We start from the raw sequence: 13,784 nt of genomic DNA, 5'->3' as shown, positions 1-13,784 counted from the left end.
CTTGCAGGAACCATCCGTTGCACAAGAAATACGCGAACAGCTCTAGCGCTGCACAAGAAAGGCATTTGATGAAGATTGCAATTTGGACACTCCTGTTTTTGGCCGCCGCGACGCCGGCCGTGCTGTACTTTTTTCAGCGCTGGCGGCAGCAGAGGGCGGAACGTGAAGGCGTGGCTGTGTATGCCACAGTGGTTTCCGCGGAGCCTATGAAGCGGTTCGGCAGGACCTTACCGATGATGAAGATTTCCATGTGGATTCAGGAGCCCGGCGGCAGCAATCGTTCGGTGACACTGCACTCGCGGGTAGAGCCGGGGCAGAAGATCACTGCCGGTGTGCGGCTCGCCGTGGTGATCGACCCGAAGAACCCGAATCGTATCTATCCGGCTGGACCAGAGGCTGCAAAGCGCGTGGTTCTGACTGGCCCGCGACGCGAACGACGGCAGATGCGCAAAGCGCGTTATTAAAAAAGCAGTGAGGTGGCATGAGAATTCTGAAGACGTTCGGCGATAGCGCGCCAGCAGCGGAGGCTGCATTACAGCAGCTCGAGCAGCGCGGCGCCGCGAATACCGCCAAGGTCGATGGTGTGGTCCGCGAGATTCTTGCAGCAGTACGCGAGCGCGGCGATGTTGCGTTGCGGGAATACGCAGCACGCTTCGATGGACTAGCGGATGACCAGCCACTGCTGGTGAGCCGCGAGGAGATGCGATCGGCGTGGGAGGCCACAAGCGAAGAGCTGAAAGCGGCGATGCGGTTGGCACAGGCCAACATCCGCACCTTCGCGGAGAAGCAGTTGCCACGCGCCTGGAGCTTTCGTCCTTCGGACGGCATGGAAGTCGGACAGATCGTGCGGCCGCTGGGCTCGGTAGGCTGCTACGTTCCCGGGGGGCGCTATCCCCTGCCCTCGACGCTGTTGATGACCGTAACTCCAGCGCAGGTAGCGGGCGTAGAGCGCATCGTGGTGTGCTCGCCAAAACCCGCTCGCGAGACGATGGCGGCGGCTTATCTCGCGGGAGTGACGGAGTTCTATCGCGTGGGCGGCGCACAGGCGATCGCGGCGATGGCTTTTGGAACCCCGACGATCGGCGCCGTCGACAAGATTGTTGGACCGGGCAATCTGTATGTGACCGCAGCGAAGATTGCGGTCTCGCAGGAGACCGGCATCGACATGCCGGCAGGACCGACAGAGATCGTAGTGACCAGTGAAAGCGGCGACCCAAGCGGTATAGCCGCAGATCTGGTGGCGCAGGCCGAACACGATCCTGAGGCGCTGGCCGTGCTCATCACAAGCAAACAGGATTTAGCCGAAGAGGTCGCGCTCGAGACAAAGCGCCAGGCTCAGGGCAACGAGATTGCTCAGGCCTCACTGGCAGCGCAGGGATTTGCATTCGTCACCAAGACAGTAGAAGAAGCGCAGGTGCTGACCAACCGCCTTGCGCCCGAGCACCTAACCGTGGATGCAGGCGCCGATCTGCGCTGGGTGAAGAATGCCGGCTCGGTGTTTATCGGGCACCACACACCACAGTCGATGGGCGACTATATCAGCGGACCGAACCATGTGCTGCCCACCGGCCGCAATGGCCGTGTGCGCGGCGGCCTGAGCGTGCTCGACTTCGTGAAGGTGATTACCGTGCAGCAATACACACGCGAGGCCTTGCGCGAGGTTGGTCCGCATACGATTGCGCTGGCCGAAGCAGAAGGTTTAGTAGGACACGCCGAAAGCGTGCGTGTGAGGATGAGATGAGCACCTTAACGATGGACGACCTGAAAACCGCAACGGTACAACCGCGCAAAGCTGTGCTGGCGATGCCGGAGTATCACCCGCCTCTCGCCGGTCGCGACGCTCTACGGCTGGACTTCAACGAGAACACCAATTCGCCAAGCCCCCGCGTATTTGCGAAGTTACAGAAGCTGACCAGCGAAGGACTGACGATCTACCCGGAGCGCCAGCCGGTCGAGAGGATCGTCGCAACACACTTCGGACTCGATGTAGATCAAGTCCTTCTGACCAACGGCGTCGACGAGGCGATTCACCTGATGGCCTGCGCGTTTCTCGACGAAGGCGATGAGGCGCTGATCTGCACGCCCACGTTCTTTATGTATGACGTGTCGATCAGCATGATGACCTCCGGCCTGCGCAAGGTACAGACCGACGACACTCTGACATTTCCCTTCGAGCGATTTCTTGCGGCGATCACGCCGAAGACCAAGCTGATCATCGTCGCTTCGCCGAACAATCCGACCGGCGCGACCGTGAGCCGCGAACATCTGCTCGCAATTGCCGCTGCCGCCCCGCAGGCCGTGCTGATGGTCGATGAGGCATACTTCCACTTCCACGGCGAGACGACTCTCGGCGATGTTGGCAGCGTGCCGAACCTGATTGTCGCGCGCACGTTCTCCAAGGCCTATGGGCTGGCAAATCTGCGCATAGGCATGGTGGTCGGTGATGCCCGGCTGATTGGTTTTCTGCGCAAGGTGAGCTCGCCCTATAACGTGAACGGCGTTGCACTTGCCGTACTGCCCGAAGCGCTTGCCGATGAGGACTACCTGAACTGGTACATCCTTCAGGTGCATCAGGGACGCGAGCGAGTATTTACCGCTCTTGAGGAGCTCGGCGTGCGGACATGGCCGAGTGCTTCGAACTTTATCCTGATGGATATTGGGACGAAGCACAAAGAGCTTGTAGCCGCGATGCGGAAGCGCGGCGTACTGCTGCGCGATCGCTCGACCGATCCGGGTTGCAATGGCTATGTGCGCATCACCATTGGCGTCGAGGAACATGTAACGCGCGGCATCGCGGCATTGCGCGAGTCGTTGGCAGAGATTGGGTGGACACCCGAGGAAGGCAGGGCACGAGCATGAGTGATCTCGTACAGGAGTTAGGTGTGGTTCCGGGGAACGACGAACGCATCGGCGTCGTTGAGCGCAATACGACGGAGACGAAGATCTCCCTTCGGTTGAATGTCGATGGACAGGGCAGCTATACGGTCTCGACAGGCATTCGCTTCTTCGACCACATGCTCGAACTGTTTACGCGGCATGGCGGATTCGATCTGCAACTGAAGTGCGTGGGTGACCTCGATGTGGATCAGCACCATACCGTCGAGGACGTCGGCATAGCGCTGGGTGAGGCATTTGCCGAGGCACTGGGCGATAAGAAGGGCATCCTGCGTGCCGGTTACTTCGTCATGGCGATGGATGAGACGCTCGCCGTGGCTGCAGTCGATCTCTCGGGGCGCGTGGCGTATGTCGTCGACGACCAGGTAACAGTACCCGTTGTAGGCGACCTGCAGAGCGAACTCGTCGCGGACTTCTTCGACGGCTTCGCCCGCGGCGCGAAGGCCAACGTGCATGTGAAGACGATGTATGGCCGCAGCAACCATCACAAGATCGAGGCGATCTTCAAGGCATTCGCGCGAGCCATGCGCGGTGCGTGCTCGCGCGATGAGCGGATGCGGGAGCTGCTGCCAAGCACGAAGGGGCTGCTGTGAAGATCGAGCTTGCGGAACGGGCGCGAAAAGATGCCATCGCCTCGATCCAACAGTACTTCGAGGTGAACATGCCTGAGCCGATCGGACAATTACCGGCTGGTCTGTTGCTGGATTTTTTCGTCGAAGAGATCGGCCCCGCAATCTACAACAAGGCGATTACGGATGCCCAGACACGGATACAGCAGCGTGCAGCCGACCTCGAAGCTGAGCTCTACGTGGACGAGTTTCAGTATTGGCCGAAGCTTGCAGCCAAGCGGAGTAAATCGAGATAGGCGGACCTGCGGAATGGCAGAAAGAAACGTAAGAAAAACACTATGATCGCTGTCATCGACTACAAAGCGGGCAATCTGACGAGCGTCGTAAAGGCGTTGCGGCATCTTGGCGCTGACGATATCGTCGTCACGCAAAAGCCCGAAGATGTACTTCGAGCAGACAAGATCGTGCTGCCCGGCGTCGGGCACTTTCAGTCGACGCAACTGCTCGCCGATCTCGGCCTGACGCAGGCTACGCGAGAGGCTGTCGCAAAGGGCACGCCGTTTCTTGGCATCTGCGTGGGATTGCAATGGCTGTATGTCGGCTCGACCGAAGCGCCAGAGACCGCAGGCCTAGGCCACTTCAGCGGCCAGTGTGAACGCTTCCCTGCTGTCTTCGAGGGAGCCGAGCTGAAGTCGCCACATGTGGGCTGGAACTCGCTGGAAAATGTGCGCGAAGACTCGCGACTGCTTGCGGGCGTTACACCGGGAAGCTTTGTGTACTACACACACTCATGGCGCGCTCCGGTTTCGCCAGATACCGCTGCAGCAACACTCTACGGCGGTGCATTCACGGCAGCCGTGGAACGTGACAACGTAATGGGCGTACAGTTTCACCCTGAGAAGTCGGCCGAAACCGGCCTGCGCGTACTGAAGAACTTTCTCGCGCTTTAGCATCGATCCGCAACGCAGTAGCAGGAGGCTCATCATGATTAGCGACACGACACACATCTCGCAGGGCACGGTGGAAATGGTGAAGCCAGACTTGGCGGCAAACTGGACCGGCATGGATCTCGTGCCGTTTGAGACCATCGCCGAACGCTTTCTCGATATCGAACACGAAGGCCACACCGCAACCCTGACCGTTGGCTTCGGCAAACCCTTTCACATCGAAGGCAAGGGCTGGGCATGCCCCTACCGCATCAGCGCGCTGGGCCGTGAGCACATCACTCCCGCTGGCGGCGCGGATTCGGCGCATGCCATCCAGATGGCGATGCACATGGTGCATAACGACCTCAGCGGCATGGCTCGTCACCACAAGATGAGCTTTCTTGGGACCGATGATTTTGGCTTTGGCCGCGTCGGCGGCAACGAGGCTGCGGCGGCAAAGTGCCCGGTTATGGATATGAGCGTGAGTTCGTAATTTGTGCCGCTAACCAAAAGCAGATTCCCTGCTGAAATGACAGAAAGAAAAGCAAAGGCTGAACTGTGCTAACGAAACGTATTATCGCGTGTTTGGATGTAAGAGGCGGACGCGTCGTAAAGGGCATTCAGTTCGTCGATATCGTCGATGCGGGCGATCCGGCGGAGCTGGCGCATCGCCACGCGGCTGCGGGAGCCGATGAGATTGTGCTGCTCGACATCACGGCCACCCACGAGGGACGCGGCACGCTGCTCGATACCGTGAAACGCACGGCAGCATCGCTCTTCGTGCCGTTCACCGTAGGCGGAGGCATTCGTTCCGCGGAAGATGCAGCGGCTGTCTTCGATGCAGGTGCCGACAAGGTCAGCATCAACTCGTCAGCCATCGCGCGGCCAGAGTTGATCGGCGAGATCGGTTCCAGCTTCGGCGCGCAGGCGGTCATCGTCGCAATCGATGCCCGACGCGGCGAGCACGGCGTAGAAGATGCCGAGGTGTATGTCAGCGGTGGACGCAAGGCGACTGGCCTGCGCGTCGTCGACTGGGCACGCGAGGCCGAGCAGCGCGGAGCAGGTGAGATTCTGCTGACGTCGATGGACACCGATGGCATGCGCAACGGCTTCGACTGCGAGCTGACGCGGCGCGTGTCGGAGGCCGTGCAGATTCCGGTGATCGCCAGCGGTGGTGCTGGTTCGGCCGCACACTTTGCCGAGGTGTTCAAAGCCGGCAAGGCGGATGCGGCATTGGCGGCGAGCATCTTCCACTTTGGGATTACGGATTCGCGGGCGTTGAAGGCTGAGGTTGCGGCGGCGGGTGTGCCGATGCGGCTGCCGTGCTGAGATCAATGGCCAAAAACAGAAACAGATTCCCCGTTCGACTACGCTCAGGGGAATGACAAAAAGAAAGGCAAGAACAACGACGTGCTGATTCCTTCGATTGACCTGATGGGCGGGCGCATTGTGCAGCTCGTGCAGGGCGAGAAACTCAAACTCGCCTTTGACGACTTCGACTACTGGATCGAACGCTTCTCCAAGTACCCGACCGTGCAGCTCATCGACCTGGACGCGGCGATGCGGCAGGGCGACAACCGCGAGCTTATCGAGATGATCTGCAAGCGGCTGCCTTGCCAGGTAGGTGGCGGCCTCAAGACGCCCGAGGACGGCCAGCGGCTGCTCGACGCCGGGGCTAAGCGCGTGATCTATGGATCGTCGCTCTTCAACAGCGAGGGCGTAGACAAAGCATTCGCCGCAAGCCTGAAGAAAGCGCTTGGCGAAGACGCGCTGTGCTTCTCCGTCGACACTAAGAACGGCAAAGTCGCGATAAAGGGCTGGAAGGATTCGGTCGATCTGACGCCCGAAGAGGCTGTAACGTGGCTCGAGGATTACACCTCAGCCTTCCTCTACACGCACGTCGATACCGAAGGCACAATGCAGGGCTTTCCGATAGACGTTGCCGCAGTGTTACGGTCTACGACTGCCCGGCAGCTCATCGTCGCCGGAGGCATCAAAGAACGCTCCGAAGTGGACGCGCTCGATGCGATGGGCGTGGACGCCGTGGCTGGAATGGCTGTGTATTCAGGGGCTATGGAGGCTTAGCTATTCATCGTCGCCACCGCCGACAATCGCGTAGTACCCCTTGCGTGCCTGCACATTCGTCCCTTTGCCGCAGTCGATGTTGGTCTTGCGGAACTTGCCGTCGGCGACTTTATTCTTGGGCGTATAGCTGACCAGATACTGGGTGCGTAACTCGTCCTGGATCTGGTCGAAGGCTTCTTCGAGCTTCTTGCCATTGTTGCCGACATTGATGACACGGCCACCGGTGTCCTGGGCCAACTGCTCCATCTCCCGGGCGCCGGTCGATCCCAGCGTGATGCCACCCCCATAGAAGCCGCGGTCGGCGATGAGGATCACATAGACGATGGCATTGGCCTTCTGGGCGGCTTCCGTAGCCGTCTTCAGGGTCTCCTGCGAGCCGTTCTCGCCGCCATCGGTAAGCAGCACGAGGATCTTGCGGCCGGCTTCGATGCGGAGCTTGTCATGGGCCGCCAGGTAAACGGCGTCGTAGAGCAACGTGCCGCGAGGGTTGCTCGTCGGGAACGGGCCGCCGCCAATACCAGGAACACCGGCGCTGGAGGAGGCCGCGTTGATGGTGGCCTTATCGATAGCGCGCTTCAGCTCGCGAGCGCTATTGGTGTAGTCGGCCAGAAGATCGACGTTGACATCAAAGGAGATCAAAAATGCCTCGTCCTTCGGCTTCAGCACCTCACTCAGAAAGCGGGCGCCGGAGTCCTGCTCGAGCGGCAGCACGTTTTTCTGGCTCCCACTGGTGTCCAGCAGAATACCGATGGTCAGCGGAAGATTCTTCTCCTGCGTGAAGTTCTTGATCGTCTGCTGCTGACCGTCTTCCCACAGGCCGCAGTCCTGCTGGTGCAGTCCGGTGATGAAGCCCGACTTATCGCGCACGGAAAAATAGACGTCGACCAGGTTGACGTTGACCTTGAGAGTCTGGGTGTCGGGATCCCGTTCCTGCTGGCCGGGTGCCGTGCTCGCCGGAGGGGGGCCGTCGGGCGAGGGCGCCTCCTGTGCACGAAGACCTGGCGCACAGGCCAGAAGAGCGAACGTCAGAGCCGGAATAAGACGCAGAAATACAGGTCGCATAGGTCTATTAGACGACGAAGTGGCCTCTTGGGGCCACAAACGGAAGCCGGGTTCCGGGCCGTCCAGGCCAGCAGCACAACACTGTGTACCTTCCGTGCGTCTATAAGTCTATTAAGAGGTATAGCCGGAATGTAGCAGAGGAGCGCACACACTGGTAGTCTCAAAGGGTGTGCCTGTGACCTGTCGGTCCCGGGCAACCGTGTTCAAGAAGAGGTTGACCTTAATGGTGTTCGGCAAGCAGACAGTTTGGGTAGGGGCGCTAACGGTGGCGCTGGTGGGCTTTGGAGCGGGCTTCGGCTCTGGAATGCAGGGTCAGAGCACTCCCAGCACTCCGCAACAGAACGTTCCGGACGCGCCACGCCCTCAGGCATTGCCGCAGCTCAATAGCATCACCCCCGTGGGTGCCGCACTGCCCAGTGCTCCAGCACCGCAGGCATCATCCGCCCCGGCAGAGGCTCCTGCCAGCGACGGCCAGACGGCGCCCGGCAGTACCCTGCCTTCGTCATCCGCGGCCAGCGCGCAGGCCCCCGACAATGACAACGAGGGCGCTCCACCGCCGCGTGGTGCGGATGCCATTCCGGTGCTGCGTGTGCACGTAAACTTCGTCACGGTTCCCTTCACCGTCAAAGACAGTAAGAATCAGTTGGTTCCCGCGCTGACGTGGCGCGATGTACGCATCTACGAGAATGGCCTGCGTCAACAGATGATGGTGTTCGGGCGCGATCCCTCTCCGATGTCGGTTGCGCTGGTCATCGACCAGAGCGTGACCTTCGACACCATGACCAAGATCAACAACTCGCTGCACGCCCTGCAAGATGCATTCGCACCGTACGACGAGGTCTCGGTCTTTACGTACAACAACGGCGTGAAGGAACAGACGACCTTTACAGCGGCCCAGAGTGCTCGCCTGGGTGTCGTTCTGGAGAGATCCAAGGCGGTTGGACGCGAGCCCAATATGTCCTTTGGCAGCGGTCTCGACCAGACTACGGTGAAAAACAATCAGCAGGTTGATCCCAATACCACTCCGGTACGCGGACAGCAGGGCCTGTTTGTGACCCCTCCCAGAGAGTTCCATACGCTGCTCGATGCGATCCTCGCTGCGGCAATTGAGACGACACACGCGGGCAAAGACCGGCTGCGGGTTGTGTATGTGATCTCCGACGGCAAGGAATACGGCAGCACTGCAAAAGAAAAAGAAGTCATCAAATTCTGCCAGACCAACAATATCGAGGTCTTTGCGACGCTGGTGGGTGACTCGGCCATTCGCGGATTAGGTTTCATCGACCGCATTCACCTGCCACTGACTATGCGTGACGATGTTCTGCCACGTATTACCGCGTTGACGGGTGGACAGACCGATCCCGAGTTCCGCCAGGGCGGGATCGAGAAGAGCTTTGGCAAGATTACCGAACAGGTACGGTATCAGTACACGGTTGGCTATTACAGCCACGAGCCGATCCTCGACGAGAAGTTCCGCAAGATCGAAGTTCGTGTCATGAAGCCTGACCTGACGGTCATCTCAAAGGATGGCTACTTCCCAACCCCCAGAAACAGCACCCCTCTGCCGGTAACGCCTTCGGCTGTACCGTAGACACTGGAAGTCTGTGAACTGGAACATACAAAGCAACGCCCTGGTGGCGCTTGCTGCGGCGGTGGCATGGGGCGGCGGTGACTTCGCTGGCGGCATGGGCGTCAAGGCCGCAGGAGGCTCGCTCCGGGCGGCGTTGCGCGTCATCCTGCTGTCTCACTTCACCAGCTTTGCAGTGTTAGCGGCGATCATCCTGCTTCGGCATGAATCGATGCCTCACGGTGCGCTGCTCGGCTGGAGTTTGCTGGCAGGCTTTGCCGGCGGTACCTCCGTGACGGCGTTCTATATCGCTCTCTCACGCGGTGAGATGGGTGTTTCAGCCGCGATCAGTGGGCTGCTGGCCGCTGCTATCCCTGCGCTGGTCTCGCTGGTGCTCGAAGGGGCTCCAGGCGCGCTACGGCTGGCCGGATTTGCGTTTGCGTTTGTCGCTATCTGGGTGATCGCTGCCGGGCCTTCTACGGGAAACTCTGCCCGAGGGACGCTGGGCCTCGCCATCTTTGCCGGCATCGGCTTCGGCGTTTACTTCGTAGCTCTGCGCATGGCGAACCCGCTCGGAGTCTTTGTGCCACTGGCCGTGGCTCGTATCGGAAGCCTCACCACCTGCGGCCTGACACTGCTGGTGCTGTGGCTTCGCGGAGGCGCCGCAGACAAGGACGCAGGCCGCATCAACAGGTCCGCTGCCCTGTGGGCTCTTTCTGTCGTGCTGCTCGATACCGGCGGCAATATGCTCTTCGTATGGGCCACTCGCCTGGGCCGGCTGGATGTGGCGGCGGTGCTGGCTTCGCTCTATCCTGCGTCAACAATTCTGCTGGCGGCATGGAGGCTGCACGAGCGGCCTACGCGACGGCAGATCGCAGGTATGGTCATGGCGGTGGCCGCAGTTGTGATGGTTACGCTCTGAGGAGTTGCTCTCCTCATCCCACCCTTATTTGCTGCTCGCTGGAGTCGCATCGGCAGCAGGGGCATCTTTGCCTTTGCGTTTCTTGCGCGCCGCGATCTTCTTCACGGCCGAATCCGCGCTCTCTTTCGTCAGCTTGATGCCGGATGGATCGAACGTCGGTTTCGGATACTCCAGCTTCAGGCCCTTCATCGCGTCTACCAGAATCTGAGAGATCGCGATGTTGCGGTACCACTTGTTATCCGCCGGAATCACGAACCATGGGGCGTGCTTGTGGCTGGTGTCGCGAAGGATGTCCTCGTAAGCGTCAACGTACTTCGGCCAGAATTTGCGTTCGGCGAAGTCGGCGGGTGAAAGCTTCCAGCGTTTGTCGGGCGTGTCGATGCGCGCCTGCAGACGGCGTGTCTGCTCCGCGTGCGAAATGTGCAGGAAGAACTTGAGGATCACAACCTCGTTGTCCGCCAGCGTCTGCTCCCAGGCGTTGATATCGTCCATACGGCGGCGCGCAACCTTGTCTGAGATCAAGCCGTGGACGCGCGGGGAAAGCACATCCTCATAGTGAGAACGATTGAAGATCTCGATCATGCCGCGCGCTGGCGTCTGGGCCTGGCAGCGCCATAGAAACTCATGCCGGGCCTCCAACGGTGTCGGCACCTTGAAGGCTGCAACATCGCAGCCTTGAGGATTGATCCCCGAAAAGATGTGCCGGATAGTGCCATCCTTGCCTGCGGTATCCATGCCCTGCAGCACGATCAGCACGGCCTTGGACTGGGAGGCGTAGAGGACTTCCTGCAGGGCCGCAAGCTGCTCGAGATGCTTCGCGAGCACAGGCTCCACGTCATCCTTGTCGTGGAAACTGCCGGTCTCAGAGGTGGAGAGACGCGAAAGCCGCACTTTGCTGTGCGGCTTTACGAAGTAGCTTGATTTCAACTTCATGGAGATGGCCTCTTTGGGAGATCCCGGCAAACGCCGGGCATTCACCGAAAAAGAAAACGACGGTCGCAGGGGACCGTCGCTCCTGTGTTGTCGATAAAAAACCAGTTAGGCTGCCGGTGGCGGTTTGAGCGAGTCTCCGGGCTTGGGCGCCTCGCTGGTCTTGGCGGCGGCATTGGGATCTTCTGTGATGCCCTTAACGCCTTCCTTGAAGCCACGCAGGCCTTCACCGAGGCCCTTGCCAAGCTCCGGCAATTTTTTGCCGCCAAAGAGCACAATAGCCACAACAGCCAGCACAATCAGGTGGGTTGGTGTAAAAAGTTCACCCATACGAAGTCTCCCTGCTGCCGTACCCAGTCGAACGGGGCGGCGACGTACCATTGTCGCACGATCCAGCAGTCCTTGGTGAGTGCGGCTTGAAGGGTACAGGCCTCAAGCTGCCAGGGCCGCGGACTTCAAGTCCCTCTTCTGCACGACAACAACAGGCGCTGGAGCCGTGCCGTTCCACGATCCAAACTAACGCGTTATCCAATCCGCAGGATTCGCCGCAAATCATGCCCCGGCGTTATATCCTTAGAGGAACGCACCGCGAAGGCGCGCACTTGAACAATAGCGCGCTCCGGCGCCGGCAGTAGAGGACAATCTTCCACGTGACGAATCAGACAGCTTTATCCACGCGCCGCACGCCGATAGCGGCGCTTGTTCTGGCAATTTTGACAACTCTGACAGGAACATCCCTTTTCTGCGCCAGCAGCCTGCAGGCACAGGTTGCAGCCCCCGGGACCAAACCCATGTCGACCACCGTAACCTCACCAGCGCTGGCGCCTTACGCCGGACCACGCTATGACAATCGGTGGGAGGTCTACGGCGGCCTGAGCTACAGCAACGGCCAGGCCGGCCAGAACCTGCCCAAGCACTACAACATGGGTGGCGGCGAATTGATGGGCACCTATTGGCTGACCAACCATCTCGGCATCGCGGGAGACTATCGCTTTCAGGCTGGAACCACGCCTACCTCCCCCAATCCCGGATCCAATCAATTGACCAATCTGAACCGTGTACTCGTCATGCAGAACATTGAGAGCGGCGGCATACAGTGGCGCGGCCCGAAGAACCGTTACGCCGCAATCGACTATCACGCGCTCGTCGGCGCTACAGAGGGCATCTTCGATCACGCTACGGCGAATTTCCCGGGAGGCAGCCCCGTCTCTGCCTGCCCGTCACAGCAGCAGCCCGGCCAGATCGGAAATCTGGGACTCTACTGCAACAGCACCTCTCCCTTTGGCGCAGTAGGCGGCAGCATCGACTTCAACTATGCACCGCGCGTAGCCGTACGCCTGCAGCCCGATCTCATCTTCGAACACTTCGGAACGGAGACCCGCGAGTTCTTCTCGATCTCGGCGGGACTGGTCTATAAGTTCGGAAAGAGATAAAGGCAGTGAATAAGTGACCAGTGGTAAGTGACAAGTAGTAAGACAAAAGCGGCGCGGAACGATATTCATTCCGCGCCGCTTAGCTTTTACTTATCACTTGTCACTTAACACTGGTCACTGTCTTTACCAGCCTTCGCTCACCTGCTTGAAATCCGTCGAAACCGGGTTCTCATAGACCGAGTAGTCGCGCGTGACGACGGTTAGGCCGCTGGGAGTGACGAAGTAGTTCTTCTTATCTTCGGCGGGGTCGTAGCCGATGACCGTGCCATCCGGGATATGCACGTCGCGGTCTATGATGGCATGCCGAATACGGCAGTGGCGGCCGATGTTGACGTGCGAGAAGATGATGCTGGAATCGACATCCGCATAGCTGTTCACACGCACATCCTGCGAAAGCACCGAGTTGCGCACCACCGAGCCTGAGACGATGGAGCCGGCGCTGACGATCGAGTTGATCGCCATACCTGTGCGACCGGGTTCCCCGAAGACGAACTTGGCCGGCGGGTACTGATAGGCCCGCGTACGCATCGGCCACGCCTTGTCGTAGAGGTTGAAGGTTGGCGCCACCGCAGCGATGTCCATGTTGGCCTCGTAGTAGGCCTCCAGGGTTCCCACATCGCGCCAGTAGAGCGCGCGCTGCTTGTTCTCATCGACGAAGTTATAGGCGTGTATCTTGTAACGCCCCAGCAGCTTTGGCAGAATGTCGTGGCCGAAGTCGTGCTTGGAGTTCGGGTCCTCGGCGTCCTTCATCAACTCGGGAATCAACACGTCCGTGTTGAAGAGATAGATGCCCATCGAGACATCGACCATGTCAGGGTTGAAAGGGGACCGAATATTCGTCTCCTTCGGCTTTTCGACGAAGCCTGCAACTTCAGCGTTCTTGCCGACCTCGACAACGCCGAACTGAGAGACCTGATCCGGGTTCACCGGCAGGGTGGCAATCGTTACATCCGCGCCCGATTCGATGTGCTGCTGCCTCATCAGCGCGTAGTTCATCTTGTAGATGTGGTCGCCGGAGAGAATTAACACATAGTTTGGCTCTTCGGAGCCGATGGAGTAGATGTTCTGAAAGACCGCATCGGCCGTGCCTTGGTACCAGCTCTTGGAGACACGCTGCATCGGCGGCAGAATCTCAATGAACTCGCCCAGTTCACTCGCGACTACCGGCCCCCACCCCTCGCGAATATGGCGATTCAGCGACAGCGCTTTGTACTGCGTCAGGATGTAGACGTGACGAAGATCGGAGTTGATGCAGTTCGAAAGTGTGATGTCGATGATGCGGTACTGCCCCGCAAAAGGTACCGCTGGTTTAGCACGGTCGCGAGTCAAGGGAAACAATCTCTCGCCCGCCCCACCGGCGAGCAATACACCCAACGTATCTCTCATGTACTCCCT

The 13,784-nt window shown here is 59.6% G+C and carries 16 protein-coding genes; 12 read left to right on the top strand and 4 right to left on the bottom strand.

All coding sequences use genetic code 11. The features are described 5' to 3' along the window. The first annotated feature begins 68 nt into the window (after positions 1 to 68). From GSQ91_RS12200 to GSQ91_RS12160, 9 genes are all read left to right on the top strand, one after another. The gene (locus GSQ91_RS12200; RefSeq protein WP_158821813.1) at positions 69 to 464 is read left to right on the top strand and encodes a hypothetical protein; all 396 of its coding nucleotides are present in this window, start codon (positions 69 to 71) and stop codon (positions 462 to 464) included. Positions 465 to 481: 17 nt separating this feature from the next. Continuing rightward, entirely contained in the window at positions 482 to 1,741 is a 1,260-nt protein-coding gene (hisD, locus tag GSQ91_RS12195) for a histidinol dehydrogenase (protein ID WP_158821812.1), read from the top strand. Beyond that, positions 1,738 to 2,859 (top strand): histidinol-phosphate transaminase, encoded by a 1,122-nt coding sequence (gene hisC / locus GSQ91_RS12190; RefSeq protein ID WP_158821811.1) that lies wholly within the window; start codon positions 1,738 to 1,740, stop codon positions 2,857 to 2,859. Before hisD ends, hisC begins: the two co-directional genes overlap by 4 nt. Beyond that, positions 2,856 to 3,488, top strand: a complete 633-nt coding sequence (gene hisB, locus GSQ91_RS12185) for an imidazoleglycerol-phosphate dehydratase HisB (RefSeq protein ID WP_158821810.1) — start codon at positions 2,856 to 2,858, stop codon at positions 3,486 to 3,488. Before hisC ends, hisB begins: the two co-directional genes overlap by 4 nt. After that, entirely contained in the window at positions 3,485 to 3,760 is a 276-nt protein-coding gene (locus GSQ91_RS12180; protein WP_158821809.1) for a DUF2164 domain-containing protein, read from the top strand. The genes hisB and GSQ91_RS12180 overlap by 4 nt, the downstream gene beginning before the upstream one ends. A gap of 42 nt (positions 3,761 to 3,802) precedes the next feature. Next, positions 3,803 to 4,414, top strand: coding sequence for an imidazole glycerol phosphate synthase subunit HisH (gene hisH, locus GSQ91_RS12175; protein ID WP_158821808.1), 612 nt, complete (start codon positions 3,803 to 3,805; stop codon positions 4,412 to 4,414). Between the two features lie 34 nt (positions 4,415 to 4,448). Beyond that, entirely contained in the window at positions 4,449 to 4,883 is a 435-nt protein-coding gene (locus tag GSQ91_RS12170; RefSeq protein WP_158821807.1) for a hypothetical protein, read from the top strand. A gap of 65 nt (positions 4,884 to 4,948) precedes the next feature. Further along, on the top strand, positions 4,949 to 5,719 hold the full coding sequence (gene hisF / locus GSQ91_RS12165) for an imidazole glycerol phosphate synthase subunit HisF (protein WP_158821806.1): 771 nt from the start codon (positions 4,949 to 4,951) through the stop codon (positions 5,717 to 5,719). A gap of 81 nt (positions 5,720 to 5,800) precedes the next feature. Continuing rightward, complete coding sequence (locus tag GSQ91_RS12160) at positions 5,801 to 6,475, top strand: HisA/HisF-related TIM barrel protein (protein ID WP_158821805.1); 675 nt, start codon at positions 5,801 to 5,803, stop codon at positions 6,473 to 6,475. Here the strand turns inward: GSQ91_RS12160 and GSQ91_RS12155 are convergent, their stop codons facing one another. Continuing rightward, a complete protein-coding gene (locus tag GSQ91_RS12155; RefSeq protein ID WP_158821804.1) occupies positions 6,476 to 7,537 on the bottom strand; it encodes a VWA domain-containing protein in 1,062 nt (353 codons plus the stop codon). A gap of 223 nt (positions 7,538 to 7,760) precedes the next feature. Between GSQ91_RS12155 and GSQ91_RS12150 the strand changes: the two genes are divergently transcribed. Continuing rightward, positions 7,761 to 9,128: a VWA domain-containing protein gene (locus GSQ91_RS12150; RefSeq protein WP_158821803.1), complete on the top strand. Its 1,368-nt coding sequence runs from the start codon at positions 7,761 to 7,763 to the stop codon at positions 9,126 to 9,128. A 13-nt stretch (positions 9,129 to 9,141) separates the two neighbouring features. Then, complete coding sequence (locus GSQ91_RS12145) at positions 9,142 to 10,026, top strand: DMT family transporter (protein ID WP_158821802.1); 885 nt, start codon at positions 9,142 to 9,144, stop codon at positions 10,024 to 10,026. A gap of 24 nt (positions 10,027 to 10,050) precedes the next feature. Here the strand turns inward: GSQ91_RS12145 and GSQ91_RS12140 are convergent, their stop codons facing one another. Continuing rightward, positions 10,051 to 10,959, bottom strand: a complete 909-nt coding sequence (locus tag GSQ91_RS12140) for a polyphosphate kinase 2 family protein (RefSeq protein WP_158821801.1) — start codon at positions 10,957 to 10,959, stop codon at positions 10,051 to 10,053. Positions 10,960 to 11,064: 105 nt separating this feature from the next. Beyond that, entirely contained in the window at positions 11,065 to 11,286 is a 222-nt protein-coding gene (locus GSQ91_RS12135; protein ID WP_158821800.1) for a twin-arginine translocase TatA/TatE family subunit, read from the bottom strand. Between the two features lie 320 nt (positions 11,287 to 11,606). Between GSQ91_RS12135 and GSQ91_RS12130 the strand changes: the two genes are divergently transcribed. Beyond that, positions 11,607 to 12,389, top strand: coding sequence for a hypothetical protein (locus GSQ91_RS12130; protein ID WP_158821799.1), 783 nt, complete (start codon positions 11,607 to 11,609; stop codon positions 12,387 to 12,389). A 123-nt stretch (positions 12,390 to 12,512) separates the two neighbouring features. On the opposite strand, the gene glgC is transcribed toward GSQ91_RS12130, so the two are convergent. Beyond that, complete coding sequence (gene glgC, locus GSQ91_RS12125) at positions 12,513 to 13,775, bottom strand: glucose-1-phosphate adenylyltransferase (protein ID WP_158821798.1); 1,263 nt, start codon at positions 13,773 to 13,775, stop codon at positions 12,513 to 12,515. Positions 13,776 to 13,784 lie beyond the last annotated feature (9 nt).

It is taken from the genome of Granulicella sp. S156 (assembly GCF_009766105.1).
GTDB lineage: Bacteria > Acidobacteriota > Terriglobia > Terriglobales > Acidobacteriaceae > Granulicella.
Note: the sequence above shows the minus strand (reverse complement) of the source record. Positions and strands in the feature narration are given on the sequence as shown.